Annotated in this window: 14 protein-coding genes; all 14 read right to left on the reverse strand. The window is 63.0% G+C overall.

The features are described 5' to 3' along the window. Nucleotides 1-13: 13 nt before the first annotated feature. The 14 genes from FLQ44_RS07065 to FLQ44_RS07130 all read right to left on the reverse strand — a co-directional run bounded on the left by FLQ44_RS07065 (nt 14) and on the right by FLQ44_RS07130 (nt 18,356). On the reverse strand, nt 14-2,497 hold the full coding sequence (locus FLQ44_RS07065) for a TolC family outer membrane protein (protein ID WP_170252864.1): 2,484 nt from the start codon (nt 2,495-2,497) through the stop codon (nt 14-16). Nucleotides 2,498-2,911: 414 nt separating this feature from the next. After that, the gene (locus tag FLQ44_RS07070; RefSeq protein ID WP_147693787.1) at nt 2,912-3,721 is read right to left on the reverse strand and encodes a MetQ/NlpA family ABC transporter substrate-binding protein; all 810 of its coding nucleotides are present in this window, start codon (nt 3,719-3,721) and stop codon (nt 2,912-2,914) included. Nucleotides 3,722-3,764: 43 nt separating this feature from the next. Next, on the reverse strand, nt 3,765-4,451 hold the full coding sequence (locus tag FLQ44_RS07075; protein ID WP_147693789.1) for a methionine ABC transporter permease: 687 nt from the start codon (nt 4,449-4,451) through the stop codon (nt 3,765-3,767). After that, nucleotides 4,452-5,189 (reverse strand): methionine ABC transporter ATP-binding protein, encoded by a 738-nt coding sequence (locus tag FLQ44_RS07080; RefSeq protein ID WP_147693791.1) that lies wholly within the window; start codon nt 5,187-5,189, stop codon nt 4,452-4,454. Nucleotides 5,190-5,464: 275 nt separating this feature from the next. Then, entirely contained in the window at nt 5,465-6,226 is a 762-nt protein-coding gene (locus tag FLQ44_RS07085; RefSeq protein ID WP_147693793.1) for a fumarylacetoacetate hydrolase family protein, read from the reverse strand. Between the two features lie 131 nt (nt 6,227-6,357). Further along, nucleotides 6,358-6,546, reverse strand: a complete 189-nt coding sequence (gene hemP, locus FLQ44_RS07090; protein ID WP_147693795.1) for a hemin uptake protein HemP — start codon at nt 6,544-6,546, stop codon at nt 6,358-6,360. Between the two features lie 102 nt (nt 6,547-6,648). Further along, nucleotides 6,649-8,886: a catecholate siderophore receptor Fiu gene (locus FLQ44_RS07095; RefSeq protein ID WP_206208718.1), complete on the reverse strand. Its 2,238-nt coding sequence runs from the start codon at nt 8,884-8,886 to the stop codon at nt 6,649-6,651. A 320-nt stretch (nt 8,887-9,206) separates the two neighbouring features. After that, nucleotides 9,207-11,498, reverse strand: coding sequence for a TonB-dependent receptor (locus FLQ44_RS07100; protein WP_147693798.1), 2,292 nt, complete (start codon nt 11,496-11,498; stop codon nt 9,207-9,209). A 228-nt stretch (nt 11,499-11,726) separates the two neighbouring features. Continuing rightward, the gene (locus tag FLQ44_RS07105) at nt 11,727-13,079 is read right to left on the reverse strand and encodes a sulfite reductase subunit alpha (RefSeq protein ID WP_147693799.1); all 1,353 of its coding nucleotides are present in this window, start codon (nt 13,077-13,079) and stop codon (nt 11,727-11,729) included. Beyond that, nucleotides 13,079-14,092, reverse strand: coding sequence for an FAD:protein FMN transferase (locus FLQ44_RS07110; protein ID WP_147693801.1), 1,014 nt, complete (start codon nt 14,090-14,092; stop codon nt 13,079-13,081). Before FLQ44_RS07110 ends, FLQ44_RS07105 begins: the two co-directional genes overlap by 1 nt. A 98-nt stretch (nt 14,093-14,190) precedes the next feature. Continuing rightward, nucleotides 14,191-15,051 carry a DUF4198 domain-containing protein gene (locus FLQ44_RS07115; RefSeq protein ID WP_147693802.1) on the reverse strand — a complete coding sequence of 287 codons (861 nt, stop codon included), beginning with the start codon at nt 15,049-15,051 and terminating at the stop codon, nt 14,191-14,193. A gap of 15 nt (nt 15,052-15,066) precedes the next feature. After that, complete coding sequence (locus tag FLQ44_RS07120) at nt 15,067-15,579, reverse strand: DUF2271 domain-containing protein (protein WP_147693804.1); 513 nt, start codon at nt 15,577-15,579, stop codon at nt 15,067-15,069. A gap of 60 nt (nt 15,580-15,639) precedes the next feature. Then, nucleotides 15,640-16,830, reverse strand: a complete 1,191-nt coding sequence (locus FLQ44_RS07125) for a DUF3857 domain-containing protein (RefSeq protein WP_147693806.1) — start codon at nt 16,828-16,830, stop codon at nt 15,640-15,642. 134 nt (nt 16,831-16,964) lie between these two features. Further along, nucleotides 16,965-18,356, reverse strand: coding sequence for an efflux transporter outer membrane subunit (locus tag FLQ44_RS07130; protein WP_147693808.1), 1,392 nt, complete (start codon nt 18,354-18,356; stop codon nt 16,965-16,967). Between the last annotated feature and the right edge of the window lie 4 nt (nt 18,357-18,360).

Below are 18,360 nucleotides of genomic sequence, written 5' to 3' on the forward strand. Positions count from 1 at the left end.
GCCGCGTTGCGGCTTACTGCATCAGATCGGCAAGATCGACAAGATCATCGCGGCTCAGCGCGCCTACAGCCTGTTTCAGCTTGAGGCGGTTCACCAGATAGTCGTATCGGGCTTGCAGGTAGTCGCGGCGGGCGGAGTAATACAGCCGGTAGGCGTCGGCCACGGCAACCACACTGGCCACGCCGGCTTTGTAGCCTTCCTGACGGGTTTGCAGGGCGCTGTCCTGGGCAATAACCGCCTTGCGCAGGGCTTCCAGCATCGAGGCGCTGGTTTCTACGCTTTGGTAGGCGGCGCGGGCGGCGCGCTCGGTTTTACGCTCTTCCTGCTCGCGCTCCAGCATGGCTTTTTCCAGGCGCACACCGGCCTCGCGCACCAGCGAGCTGGTCATGCCGCCTTCAAAAGCCGGCATGCTGAGCTTCAGCGCCAGCTCGGTGTTTTGCTGCTTCTGGCCGCCACCGTAGAACGAGCCCTTGCTCGCCTGCCCATTGGCGGTGCCCACCAGGGCCAGCGTGGGGTAGTAGCCGCCCTTCTGGCGCTGGATCTCTAGCGCGGCAATCTGCTCGGCCAGCTTGCGCGACTGCAGCGCAATATTCTGGCTTACCGCAGCGTCTACCCAGGCTTCCGGGCTGGCTGGCTGCGGCATGGCAGGGTCGAAATGGGCTTTGAAGGGTAGCAAGGCGGCGACATCGCTCCCTACGATTTCCTTCAGTGCGCTACGGGCGTCCTGCAGGCGGTTGCGGGCTTCGATTTCGCGGGCGCGCGACAGGCTGTAGCGCGACTCGGTATCGTGCACCTGGGCGATGGTGCCCAGGCCGTTATCCAGGCGGGACTTGGCCAGCTCGTACTGCTTTTGCGTGGCTTCGCGCTCGGCGCTGGACAGCTCCACGCCATCCAGTGCGGCCAACAGGCTCAGGTAGCTGGAGGCGGTACGCAGCAGCAGGTCTTGCTCTGCGGCCACCACGTTCAGCTTGGCCTGTTCTACCGCCAGCCCGGCTTGGTCCAGCTTGACGATGGCGGGCATTTTCAGCACCGGCTGGCTGATGGTGAGCGACCAGCTGCTGGACGGGTAGGAGGTACTGCCGGTCGGGAAGGCTTTATTGGGCGCTTCGGTAATTTTCTGGTGCGCCATCGAGCGGCTGACATCGATCACCGCGGTAGGCAGCAAGGCGGCACGTGCTTGCGGCACGGCTTCGGCCGAGATCAGGAAATCGGTTTTGGCGGTCAGGTATTTCGGGTCGTTTTCCAGCGCGCGCTCAAACAGCGATGGCAGGCCGGACTGCACCAGTGCAGGGTTGGCCGCACGGGGCTGGCTGGCCTGGCCCGACAGCACAACCGGCTTGATCAGCATTTTGGGGCGCTGCAGGTCGGCAGCATCCTGGCGCTGGCGCAGCTCCAGCGATACCGGCTCGCCGGCAAACGCCGCCAGCGCATTCGCACCGTGGTCGCCCGGGACGTGGCCTTTGCCATTGAGTGACACAATCCAGCGGTTGCCTTGCGTTTGCAGGCCGGACGCCAGCAGGGACTGCGGGCGCTGCAAATCAAAGATCACCCGGGCCGAGCCCAGGCGGGTTTCTTCCAGGCGCACACCGCGCAGGGTATCGCTCTGGCTGCTGATACGGGGCAGCAGCGGCTTGATGTCTTCGGCGCGCGCGCCCAGCACATCCACCACCAGGCGCGGTGGCTTGTCCAGGGTAAAGGCGCTGTAGCGGCGGCCATCCAGGTTGTCGGCAAACACCGACAGCGCACCGGCCGATTCGGCGACTTGCATGGCCGACATGCTGGCGGCCTGCTCGCCCACCGGGGCATCCGGCACAAACGACACCAGGATCTCGCCCTTGCCCGCGCTCACTACACCGTCACCTGCGACCACGTCGGCGTCGGCGGCCAGCTGCACCAGCAGGCGGCTACCGCCGTTTTCGCCATCCAGCGCCGACATTTTCTTCAGCAAGGGGTTGCGCGCCAAGTCGGTAGCGGCAATCACGCGCTCCAGGCTTTTACGGCTGATACCGGCCAGCTCGAACACCACCTGGCGGCCATCCGAATCAAACGACATGGCGGCTTCCAGCGTGGCCGAGCCGATCAGGCGCAGGTCGGCACGCCCTTCACGGTTCACCACCAGCATTTGCTCCAGCGCCGGCTTGGGGGGCAGCACACGCTTGGCGTCTGGCGCAAAGACCATTTCCCAGCGCGAGCGCTTGTCCAGCGTAGAAACCAGTTTTTCGTCCAGCACCTTTACCGGGCGCGCAAACTCGATACGCAGCGGCGTCAGGCCCTGGCTAGGCAGCAGGGTATCGATACGTTTGATGAAGGGATGGGCACTGAGCTTGGCCAGGCTGGCATTCAGCGCTGCAGCATCGATATCTTTCAGCAGCAACACGACTTCGGTGCTGTCCTGGATTTGCAGGCCGCTATGCAAGGTGCCGGCAGGTACGTCCAGCTGCAGGCGCAAAGCCTGGCCTTCGGCCTTGATGCTGACATGGGCTAAACCGGCTGCCATGGCGGGTGTCAGACCCGACAACATCAGGGCCAGAGTCAGAATTCTCAGGGGTTTCTTGCAGATATCCAAAGTGTGCCACCCTTGCTATGTATCGGTATGCCGGCGGCCCGCTGCGGGCAAGAAAGCCGGATTTTTTAGTTAGCCAATTGTATTGAAATAGGGGCAATACTGCTACATTGCTTTAAGCAAAACGTACAAAGTGAATCACCTTAATGCTAAAAAATCACAAAACCCGCCACCGCCTGCCATTGCGCTGATGCCACCGCCATTTAAAATACCAATCAGATACCAAAAAAAGGCCAGTGCCCGGCCGCAGGCATAAAAAAAGCGGACCGAAGTCCGCTGTAGAAGCCTTGAATGCCAGGAGTTTTCAAGGAAAAGGTGCCGTGCCGCCAGGCAGCACGGGTAAAACGCTTATTTCCAGTCTGCCGGGAATTTGTAGCCAGGGTACTTAGGCTGGGCCCAGGCGCGGAATTCTTTCGATTTGTAGGCCGCAATCACGTCTTTGGCCCATGGCTTGTTCACGTCAGCCGCCTTGATCACGCCCCAGTTGACGTAGGCGTAGCTCTTTTCCTGGAATACGGCCTCGGTCAGCTTGATGCCGGACGAGATGGCGTAGTTGCCGTTTACCACGGCAAAGTCCACGTCCGCGCGCGAGCGTGGCAGCTGGGCAGCTTCCAGCGGCACGATCTTGATCTTCTTCACGTTCACTTCGATGTCACGCTCGGAAGCGGTCAGCGGGTTGATGCCTTTTTTCAGCTTTACCCAGCCCAGGTCGTTGAACATCACCAGGGCGCGGGCAAAGTTGGACGGGTCGTTCGGGGCGGATACGGTGCTGCCCTCTTTCACGTCTTTCAGTGCTTTCAGCTTGCCCGGGTACACGCCCAGCGGCGCGGTAGGCACCTGGAACACTTCTTTCAGGCTCAGCTTGTGTTCTTTGGCAAAGTTATCCAGGTACGGCTTGTGCTGGAATACGTTTACATCCAGCGAGCCTTCCTGCAGCGCCAGGTTCGGGCGCACGTAGTCGGTGAACTCCACCAGTTTTACGGTGTAGCCTTTTTTCTCCAGGATCGGCTTGATGGCCTGCTTTACCTGGTCGCCAAAGTCGCCCACGGTGGTACCGAACACGATTTCTTTTTTGGCCGGGTCAGCGGCGTGTACGTTGGCCGCAAAGGCCAGACCGAGGGTGGCAACCGCCAGTGTCTTGAGGGCAAAACGACGCATTTTTATGCTCCTTGTGAGAGGGATCTCTTTGTCTTGATCGGGGTTAACGTTTATCGAGGCGGGCCGCCAGGCGGTTACCGGCAAACTGGATCAGCTGCACGATCACCACCAGCAGCAGCACCATGGCGATCATCACTTCGCTCTGGAAGCGGTAGTAGCCGTAGCGGATGGCCAAATCGCCAATACCGCCGCCACCCACCACACCGGCCACGGCCGAGTAGCTCAGAAAACTGATAGTGAGGATGGTGAGGCTGGAAATCAGGCCGGCACGCGCTTCGTTAATCAGTACTTTCACGATGATCTGCGCCGGGCTGGCGCCCATGGCTTCGGCCGCCTCTACCACGCCGCGCGGGATCTCGCGCAGGGTTTGCTCTACCAGGCGGGCAAAATACGGAATGGCGGCAAACGACAGCGGCACCGCAGCGGCGATAGGGCCAATGGTGGAGCCCACCAGCACGCGGGTCAGCGGCACCAGCGACACCATCAGGATGATGAAGGGGAAGGAACGCACCAGGTTCACCAGCCAGCCCAGCACGCCATTCACCGTGCGGTGGGCAAACAGCTGGCCCGGCTGCGTCAGGTACAGCAGCACGCCCAGCGGGCCACCCAGCAGGATGGCGGCGGTCAGGCCGATAGCCAGCATCAGGCCGGTTTCCAGGCTGGCTTGCCAGATTTCCGGCGCCAGGTCGGACAGGTTGGCCAGCGCCTGTGCCAAAGTCAGCTCTTCCATTTACGCTACCTCCAGCAGGGATTTGGCCAGGGCAGACTGCGCGCTGACCTGCTTGTCTTGCACGGTCAGGATTTCCACCACTTCGCCAGCGTCCAGCAGGGCGGCACGGTGGCAGATGGAGCGGATCACGTGCATCTCGTGGGTCACGATGACCACGGTCACGCCAAAGCGGGTGTTGATGTCTTGCAGACAATCCAGAATGGACTGGGTGGTTTTCGGGTCCAGCGCCGAGGTGGGCTCGTCGGCCAGGATCACGTGCGGGCGCGGTGCCAGCGCACGGGCAATGCCCACGCGCTGCTTCTGGCCGCCGGACAGCTGCGCCGGGTAGTGCTGGGCACGGTCGGTCAGGCCGACAATGTCCAGACACTCGGCCACGCGGGCGTCGATATCGGCCTGCTGCCAGCCGGCAATTTCCAGCGGAAAGGCAATGTTGTCGGCCACGGTGCGGTTGGCCATCAGGTTGAATTGCTGAAACACCATGCCGATATTCTGGCGGGCACGGCGCAGCGCGCTGGCAGACAGCGCGGTGAGCTGCTGGCCATCTACGGTAACGCTGCCGCTATCGGGGCGCTCCAGCAGGTTGATCAGGCGCAGCAGCGTGGATTTACCCGCGCCGGAAAACCCGATCAGGCCAAAAATCTCGCCGGCACGGATATGCAGGCTGGTATCACGTACTGCATCAAACCAGCCGCCTTCCGGCTTCTGGAAGCGCTTGTGTACGTTTTTCAGGTGAATCATGTGAACTCCAAAGCAAAAAAGCCCGCCGGGTGGTCGCTGGCGGGCTTTAAGCTGGGGAATTTTCACTATCGAAAATTCTGGTGGCAGTGGCTGGCACTACCCCCACGCTTTAGCTGTTTTACGCCCGCAAGCTGTGTCAAATCGGCGTTAAATCAAAAACTTGATCGCAATTGAACATCACTCGTTCATTTGTGTCAAGCATTTATTACCACATTGGTACCACTCTATAGCATGCCCTTGCGGCCAACCTTATCAGGCGGGCCGCCCCTACCCCGCTAGCGTGGCTGGCAGCTCACCATCAGCTGCCCCAGCTCGCCAAAGCCCAGCGTAGCCTGCTGGCCCGGCTGCAGCTGGACAACACCAGCGTAAGAGCCGGTAATCACCGCCTGCCCCGGCAGCATGCCCTGCCCTTGCTGCTGCAGATGGCCTACCAGCCACAGCAGTGGCGCCAGCGGGTCGCCAGCCGGGTGCACGCCAGCCAGCAGCGCGTCGCGCTCGCCCTGCTGCACCCGCACAGGCAGGCTCGACGCGGCCAGCGCGGCGGCCAACGGTACGGCTGGCCCCAGGTGCAAACCCTGGTTCACCAGACCATCGGCCAGCGCCTGTAAAAACGGCGGCTTGGTCTCGGCGTCAAAACGGCTGTCGATCAGCTCCAGCGCCAGGTGCACACTGCTGACGGCAGCCAGTATCTCTTCCCTGCTATACGCCGTGGCGCGCGGCGGCAGCCCCTCGGCAAACACAAACGCCAGCTCCGGCTCCACGCGCACCACGCCATCCCGCACCCACGCCTGGCAGGTATCGCCGTGGCTGATGGTGCTGGCGTAAATGGGTGCCAGCACCAGCCGCTCGTCCGACGGCATGCCGCACTTCCAGCCACCAATGCCATTGCCCAGCAGATTGCTTACGGCCTGCTGGATGGCCAGCGCGTCTTGCAAGGTGGCCGGCGCGTGTGCTGCGGCCAACAGCGGGCCCGGCTGCCCGGCCAGGCGGCGCGATGCCAGGGTAATGGCGGCTTGCTGGATGGCGTTGCTGTCCATAAAAGGTGGCTTTCGTCAGATGAAGGTGGGCTTTTTTACCGGCAAGCCGCCGGCTTGGCAAGCCCCGGCCACACCGCTGGCCGACAGCACCGCCAGGCCAGGCGCACGGCAGCAGAACCCGCCGGCCACCCTTATTTGGTCAGGATGAGTTTGTTCTGCTTGGTAATCTGCAGCCGGTATTGCTGGCCGTTATGTTCGATCAGCAATGCCTTGCGCTGGGCAAACAGGCTATCGCTGCTGATGATGTCTACCAGCTCGGCAGGCAGCGCAGTCTCCTGCACCCGCTGTGCGGCAGCATGGTTTACGGGGGTGGAATGCATGTTATCGCCCTGAATGACGGGTAAAACGTATTGGTTCTGTTATCGGCAACAGGCATGGCAGCGGATGGCTGCCATGCCTGCGCGGTTCAGACCGGCTTCAGCTTAGTAGGTGAAGTTGGCGGTCAGGTTAGCGGTACGTGGGGCACTCGGGGTGTAGCGGTTACGGTTGTTGTTCAGGCTGGTCATGTACTTCTCGTCCAGCAGGTTGTACACGTTCAGCTGCAGGCTGGTGTGCTTGTTGAGCTTGTAGCTGGCCATGGCGTCCACCACAACATAGTCCGGCACACCGGCGATAGCACCACTGGTCACGGTCTTGTTGTTCTTGTACTTACCGGTGTAACGCGCACCACCACCGATGGTCAGGTCATTATTGACCTTGTAGCTGGTCCACAGCGTGGCGCTCAGCTTGGGCGACCAGTCGGAACTGATGCCGATACCAGCGGTAGTAGCCGCCTCGACAACTTCGGTTTCCATATGCGCCACACCGGCGGTCACTTGCCATGCCGGGGTAATGTTACCCACCAGGCCCAGCTCCACACCCTTCACTTCACGCTTGCCGTACTGCACATAGCTGTTAGTGACGGTGTCCAGCTTGGCCAGCTCGTTCTTGTTGGTGGTCTGGTACAGCGCAGCGGTCAGGCCCAGTTTGTTGTCCAGCAGGTCCCACTTGGTACCCAGCTCCAGGTTGTCGGTTTCTTGCGGGTCCAGCGCAGTATTGCTGGTGCTGGTCGTCGAGCTGGACAGCTGGAAGTTGTCGCCACCGGCCGGTTTTTGCGAGGTAGCGTAGGACAGGTAAATGCTGCCATTGGTCGCTGGCTTGAACAGCACACCAACCTTGCCACCCAGCAGATTGCCGGATTTTTGCAGATCGGTAGGCACCAGCGTCCCTACTGGCAGCGTCGGGTGGCTGGTAGCGGTGGACAGCGCCACGTTATTGGTTTCGGTGTTGTAGTGCTCGAAGCGCAGGCCACCGCTCAGCTGCCACTGCTCGTTCAGCTTCAGGGTGTCAAAACCATACAACGCAACGGTATTGGTGGCGCCCGCGCTCTTTGCCCCGGTCAGGTACGGGGCAAAGCCGGTCACGGCATCGTTGGGGTTCGGGTTATAGGCATTGGCTGCAGCGACGGTACCCAGGCCACTGCGGGTACGGGTTTCTTGCGACTCATGCATCAGCTCCACACCCACCAGCAGGTCGTGCTCGATGCTGCCGGTCTTGAACTGGCTTTGCAGGTTGGTCTGGTTAGCCAGAATGGTGTTTTCTTGCAGCAAGCTTTGGCGAGAACGGCTTACCGTCCACGTGGAGGCATCACCTGCACCGATGGTTGCCCCACCCGGTGCGGTCAAGATGCGGTCGACATTGGATTTGCCGAAGCGGGTGACATTGGTGAGCTTATTGCCGTTGGCAAACGTGTGCTCCAGCTTGCCGGTCAGCATATCTGCCGTAACATCTTCGTAGTCGCTGTTCAGGCCGTAGAAGTTTTCACTGTTCGCTTCGGCAGCAGTGCGGCCCGCCAGACCGGTATTGGTATAGCCCGCCAGACCCAGCGCGGAGGCACCACCATCAGGAATATTGTCTTGCTTGACGTGCTGCAGGTTCAGGCTGAACACAGTATTGGTGCCCAGACCGGTAGCCAACGACAGCGCTACGCCGTCGGTGTTTTTTTCCACCACATTGCGGCCAGCCACGCCACCTTGCTGGCGCAGCAGGTTTACACGTACCGCAGTGGTGTCGTCGATGACTTTGTTGGCATCCAGGGTGAAGCGCTGGTTGTCGGCAGTGCTGGCACCGATGCTGCCGGAGATATTGTCTTCCAGGTTGGCCGTTTTGCTGATCAGGTTGATATAACCACTGGTAGCACCACGGCCAATGTCTGCGCCGGCAGCCCCCTTCACCACCTCCACCTGCTCCAGATTAAAGGCATCACGCGATACGGCACCCAGGTCACGCACGCCATCCACAAACGTGCTGGCTTGCGCAGCAAAACCACGCATGTAGAACGTATCACCGGCGCTGGTAGCACCACCTTCGCCCAGCTGCATGGTAATACCCGGTGTGTTCTGCAGCGCCTGCATCAGCGATACGGCACCTTGTTGCTGCAACACTTCCTTGCTGATCACGGTCACGGTTTGCGGGGTATCCACCAGCGGCTGGGTCAGCTTTGCCGAAGCCGATTTGGTTTTCTTGATGGCCGGGGTGCTTTGCTCCGGGGCCGATACCTTGGTGGTGGGCAAGGTGGCTTCGGTTTGTGCCAGTACCAGGGCAGGCATGGTCAACAGGGCGATGGCAGCAGCTTGACGACCCAGGGTCTTGCCGCTCTTGATGTATGCAGAGTGAGCCAAGTGGTTCTCCAGTCGGTATTACGTGAGTGGTTTTGCTGGCTTACTGCAGATAACACCCGAGGCGACGGGCTAACAGCTGGCTGGCTACGTGTGGTTTGCTAGTTCATTAATGATAACTAATATCATTAATATTTCGCAACACCTTTTCATGCACGATTAACACAAGCCCTACATTGACAGTGGCACGCCACCTGAACACCTTCACACGTGCCACGCGGCCCGCGTGGCACGGCGGGCGCGCTGGCGCATAAAAAAACCGCCCACTGCGAGCAGTGGGCGGCGTAGGCGCATGAACCGGCCTTACAGCAAAAGCGCCTGGCTTAGTACATGAAATTGGCTGTCAGCGTGGCAGAACGGCCCGGGGCGATGTTGGCGTAGTGCGGCGACGATACCGCGTTGTAATACACCTTGTCGGTGAGGTTCTGGATATTCAGCTGCAGCGAAACATGCTTGTTCAGCGTGTAGCTGGCCATGGCGTCATAACGCCAGTAGGACGGCACCCACTTGGTGTTATTCACGTTGGCGTACACTTTGGACACATACGTCGCCCCGCCGCCTACGGTCAGGCCAGGCAGCACGGTGTAGGTAGACCACAGGCTGAGGCTGTCTTCTGGTGTAGTCGGGAAAAAGTTGCCGTTATAAGGCGACGCCACATACACCGGTGCAGCGGTGGTACCCACGTTCAGGAAGCCGTTGTCCACCACTCTGGCGTTCAGGTGGGTATAGCCGGCGAAGACTTGCCAGTCCCTGCCGATATTGCCGCTGGCAGACAGCTCGTAGCCTTTCACGCGCTTGCGGCCAACGTTTTGCGTGGTGCCATCTGCGGCCGTTACCCGCGCATTTTTCATGTCGGTATCAAATACCGCGCCAGCCAGCTGCAGCGCACGGTCAAACAACTCCCACTTGATACCCAGCTCGATATTGCGGCTTTCCTGCGGGTCCAGGTTTTGCACGGCGGTGGTCAGGCCATCCAGGCCATCGCCGCCATCATTGCCCGGCGGGGTGCTGGCGGTACCGTAGGAGGCATACACACTGCCCTGCGCCACCGGCTTGTACACCACGCCAGCCTGGTAGTTCCAGAACTGGCTATGGGTGCGCGCCGACACGGCTGCCGTTGCGGTGCTACCCGACACATAAGCCGGCGTATGCAGCTTGGAGGTGTAATCGTCCAGGCGCAAGCCGCCATTGATCGACCAGCGCTCGTTCAGCTGTGCCGTATCAAAACCGTACAGCGACTGGGTGGTCGTTACCACGCTGGTGCGCGCCGGCGACAGGCTGCGGGTGTAGACCCACGGGTCGTTCGGGTTGGGGTTGTTCAGCGTGGTGCAGTTATAGCCCGTGGCGGCACCGGCGCTAGCGCAGGTGGTGTTGCCGGTGAGCAGGTTATTGGTGCCGGGGCTAAACACATAGCTGCCACGGTTGGTTTCTTCGCGGCTCAGCTCCAGGCCCAGCACATAGCTGTGCTGGATGCCCGCCAGCTCGATCTTGCCGTCCAGGCTGGTCTGGTTGGTGGCCGTTTCGGTTTCGGTAATACGGCTATTGGTACGGCGCCATACATTGCCGTACAGCACCACATTGCCTTTGCTGTCGTCCGGCTGCGTCCACACATAATCGTTGGTGGTTTTGCCGTAGCGCATCACGTTGCGCAGCGTCATGCCGTTGCCAAAGGTGTGTTTGGCATCGATGGTGGCAATATCGGCCTCGGTCTTGTGGAAGTCTCGATTGACCAGGCCGTAAAAAGTATTGCGGTCCACGCTTACCGGCTGGCCGTCGCCATTGCGGGAAACATTGCTACCGGAGCTGAACGGGTTATTGAACGGGATACCGCTATCGGGCAGATCGTCCGATTGCATGTGGTAGTAGCTCAGTACCAGGCTGGTGTCCGTGCCCAGGCCAAAGCCCACGCTGGGGGCAATGCCCCAGCGGCTGTAGTTCACGGCATCGCGGCCGGCTACGTCGGCGGCATACGCCATGGCGTTCAGGCGAAACGCCGTGGTATCGCCCAGTGTGCGGTTGATATCCAGCGTGCCACGACGGTAGTCGTCGGTACCCACCCCCAGCGAGCCACGGGTGAACTCTTCCAGCTTGGGTGCCTTGCTGACCAGGTTCACGCTGCCGCCTGCCGAGCCACGGCCGCCGTAGGCAGAACCGGGGCCTTTGCTGACCTCGACCTGCTCCAGATTGAATACCTCGCGCGACTGCGAGCCGCTATCGCGCACGCCATCCACAAAGGTATCGCTCTGCGACATGAAGCCGCGGATATAGATATTGTCGCCAATCGGGTTGCCACCTTCGCCCGAGCCCATGGTGATGCCAGGGGTAGCACGCAGCGCTTCGGCCAGCGACACGGCGCCGCTTTGCTCGATCACCTCGCTGGGAATCACCGCGATTGTCTTGGGGGTGTCCAGCAGCGGGGCGGTGTATTTCTGCGACGACAACGTTTCGGTCTTGTAGGCCGGCACAACGGGGGCGGCTTCTACTTTTACGGTGGGCAAAACGGTGTCGGCAGCGCAGACAGCGCCAGCAGGCAAAGCCAGCATCAGGGCAGACGCCATGGCAGAGCCCGGACGCCACGGCTGCTGGCCATGCTTGCGGCTAGAAATGAAAGCCATCAAAAAAACTCCTTGTTATGGGGCGAGTGCGTGATTTGGCTGGCTTGCTGCATGACACCGTAACTGGCTACAAACAACTGGCTGGCTACATTACGGCAATGATAAGCACTATCATTTCTATACAACAATACGTGTTAACAATCGTTCACACTTTCATCAGCAGCCCGCCAATAAAAAACGGCCAGCACAAGGCTGGCCGTGTCGGTGTGGCGGCAAGATCACCGGCTGTCAGTACACGTCGCGGCAGTAGCGGCCTTCGGCGGCCAACTCGTCCAGCACCGCGTCGCCCAGCACCTGGCGCAGCACGGTATCCACCCCGCTGGCCATACCCGCCAGGCTGCCGCACACATAAATGGCGGCGCCATCTGCCACCCACTGCTGCAGCCGCTCGGCCTGCTCGGCCAGCACGTGCTGTACATAGCGCCGCTGCGGCTGATCGCGCGAGAAAGCGGTATCCATGTGCTGCAACACGCCCTGCTGCTGTAGCGCCTGCAGCTCGTGGCGATAGTAGAAATCGTGGGTGCTCTGGCGCTCGCCAAACAGCAGCCAGCCCGGCTGCGCTGCGGCCAACTGCTGGCGCGCGCGCAGGTGGCTGCGCAGCCCGGCCAAGCCGGTACCGTTACCGATGAGGATAAGCGGGCGCGTGGCGTTGTCGGCCAGGCGGAAGCGGCGGTGCGGGCGGATGCGCACGCTCAGCAGCTCGCCCAGCGCCAGGGTTTGCGTGAGGTGCTGCGAGGCCAGGCCCACCTGCCCTTGCTCGCCCACCCGCACGCGCACCAGCAGCTGCAAGCTGCCGTCTGCCGGAATCGAGGCAATGGAATACTCGCGCGGCCGGCCCGGCTCGGCGGGCACCTGCACCTCTACCAGGTCGCCAGACTGCCACGACGGCAGCGCGCCGCCATCGGCCGGGCGCAGCGCCAGGTGATAAGTGGCCGCACCGCAGCTACCTTCGTTCAGGCAGTGGCGCTCCACCAGCTGCCACTGGCCAAAGGGGCCGGGCACCGGCAACAAAGGCTGCGCGGCCAGCGCCGTATCCTGCAGGCCAGCCAGCTCGGCCAGCTGGTGCTGCCAGGCGGCCAGGGCGGCCTCGTCCAGCGCGTCTACATCGATACGCGGGTACAGCGGCTGGGCGCCGCTATCGGCCAGCCAGCTATCCAGCGCGCGGCCAAAGGCGCAGAACTGTGCGTAGCGGCGATCGCCCAGCGCCAGCACGGCGTATTGCAGCCCGGCCAGCGCGGCAGGCTGGGCCAGGTTGGCCGCAAAACGGCGCGCCATATCGGGCGGCTCGCCCTCGCCTGCCGTGCTGGCCACCAGCAGCAGACGGCTGGCCTGCTGCAGCGCGGTGATATCCAGCTGCGCCAGCGACAGGCATTGCACCTGCACACCTGCCGCCTGTAGCGTGGCCACGGTTTGCTGTGCTACCGCCTCGGCCTGGCCACTTTGGCCGGCATAGGCCACCAACAGCGGTGCTGCCACCGTGGCAGCCTGGCGGCTACGGCGCCACTGGCGCCAGGCCGCTACGCAAACACCGGCGTAAGCCAGCCCCAGGCCGGCGGCCCAGATCAAGCGTGCTTGTTCCATTATTGTTCTTCCATCATGTCCAGAAAGGCGCGGCTGTAACGCGCCTGTAGCTGCTCGCCATCGCGCAGCAAAAAGGCGGCAGCCAGGCCTTGCTGCTCGGCCAATGCCATGCCTGCCTGCGGGCCCAGTACCGTCAGCGCGGTAGACCACGCGTCGGCAGCCATGCACTCGGGGTGGATCACCGTCACCGAGGCAACGCCACGTACCGGCTGGGCGCTACGCGGGTCCAGCGTGTGCGCGCAGCGCTCGCCCTGGTGCCAGAACACTTTCAGGTAGTCACCCGAGGTGGCTACCGACAAGCCGTGCAGCGCCAGCCGCGGTGCGGCCAACCCTGCGCCCTGGCTATCGTCCGGCAGCGCCAGCGCTACCCACCACGGTTGGCCGTCCGGCTTCATGCCCTCGCCACGCAGCTCGCCGCCCACCTCCACTAGAAAATGCCGGTAGCCGTACAGGCGCAGGTAGCGCGCCAGCAGGTCTACGCTAAAGCCTTTGGCCACCGACGACAGGTCCAGCTGCACGCCGCCGGGCTGCCGGGCGCGGCGGTTGGCCGCATCCAGCTGCAGGTCTTGCCAGCGGCACTGCGCCAGCAGCGCGGCGGCCTCTTCGGCGGAAGGCGGCGCAAAACCGGGGGCGTCGTAGCGCGGCGCCGGGCCAAAGCCCCAGCGGTTTACCAGCGCCCCGGCGGCCGGGTTGTAGGCACCATCGCTGGCTGCAGCCACCTGCAGCGCATAGTGCAGCACGGTGTAAAAGCCGCCCGGCAGCGTGTGCCAGCTACCCGCGGCGGCGCGGTTGAAGCAGCCCAGGTCGGAGCCGGCTTCCCAGTGGCTCATCTCGGCCACCACGCCTTCCAGCTGCTGCTGCAGGCCGGCGGCCAGAAAATCGGGGAGGTCGCCATCAATCGCCACCAGCACCTGCCAGCTGGTACCCATGCTGTGGCCGGCAAAGCGCACCACCCGGGCGGTGGCCGGCGGACAGGCCGGGTCGATATGGCGCGGAATCAGGATGGCGCTCATGCAGTTTTTCGCTCTTTCAATGTCAAGCGGCAGGCACAAGGCCTGCCGGGGTCACCACGGGCAAGCGGGCATACTGCCCGGCCTGCCCCGCTAGCGTGTTACGGCAACACTTCCAGCGTGGCGGTGTAGCTGGCGCGGAACGGCGGCATAGCCGGTGGCATGGCTGCCGGGGCGGCCTGGCCTGGCTTGCCGGCTACCGGCGGCTGGCCGCCTTGTGGCATGGCATCGCGTTTGGGCCAGCTGGCGTTGACCCAGTACATGCCACCTTGCTTCCAGCTCACCTTGATTTCGCCTTTGGCATCGGTGGTGTACACCTGCTCGTCCAGCAGGCCGCTGTGGCGCACGCCGCCGCGCACCACACTCACCGGCATACCGGCTACCGGCTTGCCATCCATCAGCAGACGGAAGCTGCTGTTGTCACCGGCAAACAGCTCATTGGGGTGGCTGATGGCTTGCAGCTCCAGGCCCTTGCCAACCGGCTGTTGCACGCCGTTGCTCGGCTTGCCGGCGGTGACAAAAGTCTCAATGCGGCTCACGCTAAGCGACTTGCTCACGTCGGTGGCACCAGCGGGGATCTGCTGGTCAATGGTGGCCGGGGTGCCGCGCACGCGTTTTACTTCGTTGCCCAGCTTGTAGCTGGCCATGGCACCTTCGCCCACCAGCGAGACACGGTAGCTGCCCTGCTGCTTCAGCTCGATATCAAAGCTGTTGCGAAAGCGGCTGCTAGTGATGTTTTGCGGGTTCACCGCCGCGCCATCCGGGCCGGTGATGGTGAGGCCGTCCAGCTTGAGCGGCTGGTGCTCAAAGTCGAACAGCGCTTCGGAGATGGCAGCGTCCACAGTCACCCACGGCTTGTCGCCTTCAATGGCACCGGCAGAAGGCAGCAGCCAGCCACGGTGGGCCTGGGCGGTAAGCGATACCAGGGCCAGCGCGGCCAGGGCAATGATCTTTTTGTTCATGGCGAATCGTCCTGCTTATTTGGCGGTAACGGTAATCTTGCCCAGCTCGCCCTTACCCTGGGCGCTGGTCTGTTTTTCGCCTTTAGGCGGCCATTGCAGCGGCACACGTACCAGCTCGCGGCCACCGGCTTCACGCGCCACCTCTACCACCACCTGGTAGGCGCCCGGTGCCAGCTTGCCCAGCACCGATTTATTGTCGGCAAACACCAGGGTGTGCTCGCCCGGTGCGCGGGTGGCGCTGGACACGCCATCTACCGGCAGGGTCAGCTCGCGGCCGCTCTTGCGCCACCACTGACGCATGTCGTTTACCCACTTGGTGCCGGCGTTGTCTTTCTTTTTCAGGTCGTACCACACCGACAGGTTGCCGGCGAACTGCTGGTCGGCGGTTTCCAGCCACATGGCCAGATAAGGGCGGTGGTACTCGGCCACATTCAGCTGCGGCAGTTCTACTTTCACGGCCAGGTTGGCCGCCATGCCTGGTGCGGCGGCAGACGCCAGCGCCAGCGCCACGGGGTAACGGTATTTCATGCTCAAACTCGCTAGGAGGGGGTGGATAAAGTGCAGCCGGGGCTGCAATGCAAAATCGGTTTAAAACAGCCGCGGGTCGTACGGCGCCCGTAACGGCAACTGCGGGCTGCCCAGCAGGGCCGCACTGAAGCCGGCGCCCAACGGCAGCGGCGTGGCGTCTGCCACAGCGGACAGGATGGCTTCTGCCCCTGCGCTTATGCGCTCGGCCGGGTCCAGCCACTGCGCGCGCATGCCGCCCTGCGCCGGCACGTGCAGCAGCACGCAATCAAACGCCAGGCTGGTGGGCAGCAGTGGCAGCGCCCTGCCCTGGCGCCTGGCCAGCTGCGGGTAGCTATCGATACCGCGTGCGGCCAACAACGCCTGCAGCAGCGCTACCTTGTCGCGGCTATTGCCGTAGCCCTGTGCCATCACCTGCTCGGCAGCACGCGGCTGCAGCGCATGGCTGCTGTAGGCCAGGTGCTGGGCCGGCAGCTCGGCTACCCACTGGTACAGCGCCTGCATTTCTTTCAGGCGGTCGCCATTGCTCGCGGCCACCAGCTGTGCCGCCTTGTCCTTGATGGCCGCCGACGGCTGCGGCTGCGGCCATAGCTGGGCATACGCCTGCCCCAGCGCAGACCAGTCGCGGTAGGCCGAATAGGCTAAGTGCGGCACCGGCTGCGTGCCGTCGCCCGCCAGCTGCCACTGCGCCTGCCACTGCACGCGGCCATCGGCCAGCCGCTGTTCGGCTACGGCACTGTTCGCCGCCACCTTCAGCCCCAGGCTGTGCGGTGCCGTCAGGGTAAAGCGCACCAAGCGCGGGTTCTTCACACTGGCTGGGTAAAAGTCCCCCTGCCGGGCCTGCAGTGCCAACAGCTGGCTAGCGGTACGAAAGCGGTACACCACGCGCGCGCCCTTCTGCGCTTGCGGAAAGGTCACATCCAGGCTGCGCATGCTTTGCGTGTACGGGTTGTCTTGCGACTGGCTGTACGGCTGGTCTGCCACGGCGGTAGCCGGTACCGGTACGCGGCGCCCATCCGGCAGCACGGTGTAGGCCTCCAGCAGCGAAACCTGTTGCCACTCAGGGTGGTATTCCAGCTGGCGCACACGGTTGTGCGCCACGTCGGTGTCGTCTTCCAGCAGGATGTCGCGTGTCATCTCTTGCACACGACTGTCAGGCTGCAGCTGCACATCAACGTGGTACAGCAGATTGACTTCGGCCCAGGCCGGCAGGCTGGCTAGCAAAAACAGGGGAAACAGGCGCGGTGCTTTCATCTTGTTAATAATAATCTATTTGAGAACTATTATCATGTCAAAAACGCAGCCAGCCACAATCCAAAGGCATAAACCACGCGCACTTCATTCAATCCGCAGCCCTGCCACACCACACCGTGGCAGGGCTGCCTGCCTTATAAGCTGGCCCGCCCCGGCCAGCCGCCACCCAGCGCCTTGATCAGCGTAACGGTGGCCTGCTGCCGTGCCAGCCGCTGCTGTAGCAGGCTGTCGCGGCTGCTGGCGTGGCTTTTTTGTGCGGCCAGTAGCGTGGCCATATCCACCAGGCCTTCGCGCTGGCGAATGCGGGTGAGCTGCAGGGTGCGCTCGGCCTCGCGGCTGGTTTGCTGCTGCAAGCGTTCCTGCTGGCGCGCCAGCGCCACGGTATTCAGCGCGTCTTCTACCTCGCCCAGCGCCGTCAGCGTGGCTTTGCGGTAGCTGTGCAGCAGCAGCTGGCGTGCTGCCTGGCTGCTGGCTACCTGGGCGCGCAGCTTGCCGCCGTCAAACAGGCTTTGCGCCAGGCTGGCCCCCAGGCTCAGGCTTTGCGTGGCGCCGGATAACGACAGCAAGGCGGTGGAGGCCAGGCCGGCACTACCGGACAGCTGCAGGCTGGGGTACAGCGCGGCGCGGGCAGCGTCCAGGTTGGCCGCAGCGGCTTCCAGCTCGCTTTCTGCCTTTGCTATATCCGGCCGGCGGCGCAGTACCTCGGATGGCAAACCGGCGGGTACGTCCGGCACCGCTAGCGCCAGTAGCGGCTCGCTGGCCACACTAAAGCCCTGCGGCAGCTGGCCAGCCAGCATGGCCAGGGTGTTAAGCAGCGGCTGCTGCTGGTTTTGCAGACTCAGCACGCTGGCCTGCTGCGCCAGCCAGCTGCTGCGTACCTGGCTGACATCCAGCTCGGTCGCCGCGCCGTGCCGTAGTTTGGCTTCGCTGATATCCAGCAGCTGCCGGCTATCGCGCAGGTTGGCCTGTGCCAGCGCCAGGCGGTCGCGCACGGCTTGCAGCTGGAAGTAAGCATTCACCACCGCGGCCAGCAGGGTCTGCCGCGCCGTGGCCAGGTCGTACTGGCTGCCTTGCAGGTTGGCCGCAGCGGCACGCTGGCTGGCGGCCACCTTGCCCCACAGGTCTACCTCATAGCTGATGCCGGCAGACAGGCTGCTGCTTTTGCTGGTGCTGCTGGCGCCACGAGCGGTCTCGGTTTCGCGCTGGCTGCTGCTGCCGGACAGGCTGATGGCCGGAAACAGGCTGGCGGCGCTGCTATCGGCGCTGGCTTGCGCCTGCTGCAGCCGTGCGGCAGCCTGTGCCAGGTCCGGGCTACCGGCCAGCGCCTGGTCTACCAGGCGGTTCAGCTCGGCGGCGCCAAACAGCTGCCACCAGCTATCGTTCAGCACGGCGGCGCCAGGCTTGGCCGCACTAGTTGCCTGCCAGGCAGCTGGTAGCGGCAAGGCGGTGTCTTGCGGTGGCGTGGTTTGCGCGCAGCCGGCCAGCAGGGTGGCCAGCACGGCCAGGGTAAGCGTCTTGTTGTGCATGAAA

This window comes from Vogesella mureinivorans (assembly GCF_007644035.1).
In the GTDB taxonomy this organism is placed as follows: Bacteria; Pseudomonadota; Gammaproteobacteria; order Burkholderiales; family Chromobacteriaceae; genus Vogesella; species Vogesella mureinivorans.